We start from the raw sequence: 3,958 nt of genomic DNA on the forward strand, positions 1-3,958 counted from the left end.
CCGCCCCCGCCCCCGCCCTTCACGTCAGAACGCATCGGCCGGCACGTACGTCCCCCACACCTCGCGCAGCGCGTCGCAGACCTCGCCCACCGTCGCCCTCGCCCGCAGGGCGTCCTTCATCGGGTAGAGCACATTGACCGAGCCCGCCTCGCTCTCCGCCGCCTTCTTCAGCTCGGCGAGCGCCGCGTCCACCGCCGCCTGGTCCCGTTCGGCGCGCAGCACGGCCAGCCGCGCCGCCTGCTGGGCCTCGATGGCGGGGTCGACGCGCAGCGGCTCGTACGGCTCCTCCTCGTCGAGTTGGAAGCGGTTGACGCCGACCACGACACGTTCGGCGCTGTCCGTCTCCTGCGCGATGCGGTACGCGCTGCGCTCGATCTCGTTCTTCTGGAAGCCGTTCTCGATCGCGGCGACCGCGCCGCCCATGTCCTCGACCCTGGCCATCAGATCGAGCGCGGCCCGCTCCACGTCGTCGGTCATCGACTCGACCACGTACGAGCCCGCGAAGGGGTCGACGGTCGCCGTCACGTCCGTCTCGTAGGCGAGCACCTGCTGCGTGCGCAGGGCGAGCCGCGCCGACTTGTCGGTCGGCAGGGCGATGGCCTCGTCGAAGGAGTTGGTGTGCAGCGACTGCGTGCCGCCGAGGACCGCCGCGAGCCCCTGCACGGCCACCCGTACGAGGTTGACCTCGGGCTGCTGCGCGGTGAGCTGCACGCCCGCGGTCTGGGTGTGGAAGCGCAGCATCTGCGACTTGGGGTTCGTCGCGCCGAACTCCTCCCGCATGACCCGCGCCCAGATCCGGCGCGCGGCCCGGAACTTGGCGACCTCTTCGAGGATCGTCGTCCGCGAGACGAAGAAGAACGACAGCCGCGGCGCGAAGTCGTCCACGTCCATACCCGCCGCCACGGCCGTACGCACGTACTCGATGCCGTCCGCGAGCGTGAAGGCGATCTCCTGCGCGGGCGACGCCCCCGCCTCGGCCATGTGGTAGCCGGAGATCGAGATCGTGTTCCACTTCGGGATCTCGGCCTTGCAGTACTTGAAGATGTCCGCGATCAGCCGCAGCGAGGGCTTGGGCGGGAAGATGTACGTGCCGCGGGCGATGTACTCCTTGAGCACGTCGTTCTGGATGGTGCCGGTCAGCCGGTCCGCCCGTACGCCCTGCTCCTCCCCGACGAGCTGGTAGAGGAGCAGCAGGAGCGCACCGGGCGCGTTGATGGTCATCGAGGTGGAGACCTTGTCCAGCGGGATGCCGTCGAACAGGATCCGCATGTCCTCGATGGAGTCGATCGCGACGCCGACCTTGCCGACCTCGCCGCTCGCGAGGGGCGCGTCGGAGTCATGGCCCATCTGGGTCGGCAGGTCGAAGGCGACGGACAGGCCCGTGGTGCCGTTGGCGATCAGCTGCTTGTAACGGGCGTTGGACTCGGTGGCCGTGCCGAACCCGGCGTACTGACGCATGGTCCACGGCCGTCCCGTGTACATCGTCGGGTAGACGCCGCGGGTGAAGGGGTACGAACCCGGCTCGCCCAGTATGTCGGCCGCGTCCCAGTCGGCGAGTGCGTCCGGACCGTAGACCGGCTCGATGGGCAGGCCGGACTCTGTCTCACGCGCCATGGGTTCTGTGCCTCCCGCTGAGTTGCCGCTGTGTACCGCTGTTGAGTGCCGCTGTGTTGCCGAACAAGCAGTTGCCGAGCAGTTGCCGGGGTCCCGCCGCGGACTGTAGCGGCGGCTGTGCGAAGGGTGGAGCCGCACAGGCTGGGACCTTCCTCACAGCCTGCCCGCCGTCCGGGGCGGTGCCACCTCGCGTGGGGGTGAGGTTCGGGCATCGAGGTCGCTGGGCATCATCCAGCGGTGATGCAGCAGACAACTCTCGTACGCAGAGTGCTCGTCGCGGCAGGAGTGGCGGCGGGGACGGTGGCGCTGACCGCCGGGTGCAAGGTGCAGACCGCGCCCGTCTCCGGCGCGTCGCCGCCGGGGGCCTACGGCAGCCACCACGCCCGTACGGACCAGGGCTCGGGCTCGGGCTCGGGTTCCGGCTCTGACGACAAGCTCGCTACGGGCGTACGGCCGTGGCCCTCCTGGCCCGGCTCATCCAACTCGTCCAGTTCCTCCGGCTCGGCCAGCTCGGCCGGAAACGCCGCCTCCCACCGACCGCACGCCCCCACTCACCCCCACACTCACCACGCACCCCATACGCCGCGTCCGGCGGCCAAGAAGCCGCATCCGCCGACCACCAAGCCGCTCGGCACACCCGACCGGCGGTGCCGGACCGGGCGCGTGCTGTGCATCAGCAAGAAGAGCGACACGCTGGCCTGGATGGTTGACGGCAAGGTCGTGGCGGCGATGGATGTGCGGTTCGGCTCGCAGTACTCGCCGACGCGCGAGGGCGCGTTCAAGGTGGACTTCAAGAGCCGCGACCACGTGTCGACGATCTACCACACGGCGATGCCGTACGCGATGTTCTTCAGCGGCGGCCAGGCCGTGCACTACTCCTCGGACTTCGCGGCGCGCGGCTACGCGGGGGCGTCGCACGGCTGCATCAACGTCCGGGACAAGAAGAAGATCGCGGCGCTCTTCCGGGAGGTCCGCAAGGGCGACCGGGTCGTCGTCTACCGGTAGCCGTACGGCTGGTCGAGCCGGTCGAACCGGTGGCCGGACGGCCGGTTGAGCCGGTTGAGCCGGTAGCCGGACCTCCGGTTGAGCCGGTAGCCGGACGGCCGGTTGAAGCAGCGCGGGCAGGGCCGGGGGAACGTGCCCCGCCCGCGCCGGATGCGCACTGGCCGTTGGTACGGGGGGAACCCCGGCCTCATGCGCGGCCGATGACCAGTCGGCCTGCTTCATTCAGCGCCGGACGTCCGAAAAACGTCACACCCGACCGGTTCACCCATTCGCCCGTGCCGAAACCAGCACGGGCGAGGCCGTCGCGGACGGGGTGGCCGAGGCGGTCGGTGACGGCGAGACCGTGGGCGGGGGGGGCGTGGGGGTGGTGGGGCCGGGGCTGGGGTCGCTGTTTCCGTCGCCCGCGCCCCCGCCTGGTCCCGAGCCGTCGCCTCCGCCCCCTCCCCCTTCGTCGTCCCCGGATCCGGGGTGGCCACCATGGCCGTGACCACCGCCCGCTCCGCCGCCTCCGCCTCCATCCGATCCCCCAGAGCCTCCGGAGCCGCCTGGGCCGCCGGAATCCAGGACGCGCTCGCAGTACTTGTGCGCGGGGGCCGGACCGCCGACGGCGCGTTCCAGCCGCCGGAGCTTCTTGTCCTCCAGTTCCCCGCTCGGGCCGCGCCTCGCGGACAGGTACTCGCGGCACACCGCTTCGACCCGGGCCCTGCCCTCCCTGCCGTCCCCGCCGTCCCTGCCATGCTTGCCGTCGCCGTGCTGCCCCTTGCCCTCACCGCGAGGGTCGCCGTCGTCCTCGCCGCGCTGGGACGGATCAGCCTCGGCCCCGGCCCCGTCTTCGTCCTCGGCCCCGTCGTCGGTCTTGCGCCCGGTGCCCGGCGTGCCGCCGCCCGGCGTCGGGGACGCCCCCGGCGCGGTGCCGGTCGGGCCCGACGGGTAGCGCGAGGGGTCCCCCGTGCTCAGTTCGAGGTCCGGCTGGGGCGAACGGGAGCCGCCGCCCGTCTCGTCGGCCGCCGAGACGCTGGTCCCGGGCCCCGGCTCGCCACCGCCGCCGCTGAACGGGGCCGGGAGCATGCCCGTACCGGCCGCGACCGCCACGCCGCCCAGCGCACAGCCCGCGAGGGCCAGCGCGAACGCCGCCTTCAGGGGCCGCCGTACGAACGAGGGCCGGCCGGCCAGCGCGCCCAGCCATACGGTCCGCACCGGCGCGGGCTCCTCGGCGCGCGCCGCCCGGAACGCGGCGAGCGCCCGTTCCTCCCCGGGGAGCCAGCCGTCCGGCCCGGCGGCCGTCAGCTCGCCGGAAACGTCGGAGAGAGCATCGGAGAGCGCATCGGAGAGCCGGTCG

General features: G+C 72.4%; 4 protein-coding genes. 1 reads left to right on the forward strand and 3 read right to left on the reverse strand.

Going from position 1 to position 3,958, the window contains the following annotated elements; all coding sequences use genetic code 11:
• Nucleotides 1–24: 24 nt before the first annotated feature.
• Nucleotides 25–1,614, reverse strand: coding sequence for a methylmalonyl-CoA mutase (locus tag ACFU99_RS36185; RefSeq protein ID WP_384400637.1), 1,590 nt, complete (start codon nucleotides 1,612–1,614; stop codon nucleotides 25–27).
• 240 nt (nucleotides 1,615–1,854) lie between these two features.
• On the opposite strand from ACFU99_RS36185, the gene ACFU99_RS36190 reads away from it, so the two are divergent.
• Nucleotides 1,855–2,619 (forward strand): L,D-transpeptidase, encoded by a 765-nt coding sequence (locus tag ACFU99_RS36190; protein WP_384400645.1) that lies wholly within the window; start codon nucleotides 1,855–1,857, stop codon nucleotides 2,617–2,619.
• Here ACFU99_RS36190 and ACFU99_RS36195 read toward each other — a convergent pair.
• Together ACFU99_RS36195 and ACFU99_RS36200 are read right to left on the reverse strand one after the other, a co-directional pair.
• Nucleotides 2,610–2,777, reverse strand: a complete 168-nt coding sequence (locus ACFU99_RS36195) for a hypothetical protein (protein ID WP_384400640.1) — start codon at nucleotides 2,775–2,777, stop codon at nucleotides 2,610–2,612. The two genes, ACFU99_RS36190 and ACFU99_RS36195, sit on opposite strands and share 10 nt — an antisense overlap.
• Nucleotides 2,778–2,880: 103 nt before the next feature.
• Nucleotides 2,881–3,958, reverse strand: a 1,078-nt coding sequence (locus ACFU99_RS36200) for a hypothetical protein (protein ID WP_384400643.1), incomplete at its 5' end; no start/stop codon positions are given.

This window comes from Streptomyces sp. NPDC057654 (genome assembly GCF_042800135.1).
Taxonomy (GTDB): domain Bacteria; phylum Actinomycetota; class Actinomycetes; order Streptomycetales; family Streptomycetaceae; genus Streptomyces.

What these genes read in the sequence shown, in the direction of transcription:
- ACFU99_RS36185 (WP_384400637.1), bottom strand. Translation starts at nt 1,614, where the DNA reads ATGGCGCGTGAGACAGAGTCCGGCCTGCCCATCGAGCCGGTCTACGGT.
- ACFU99_RS36190 (WP_384400645.1), top strand. Translation starts at nt 1,855, where the DNA reads ATGCAGCAGACAACTCTCGTACGCAGAGTGCTCGTCGCGGCAGGAGTG.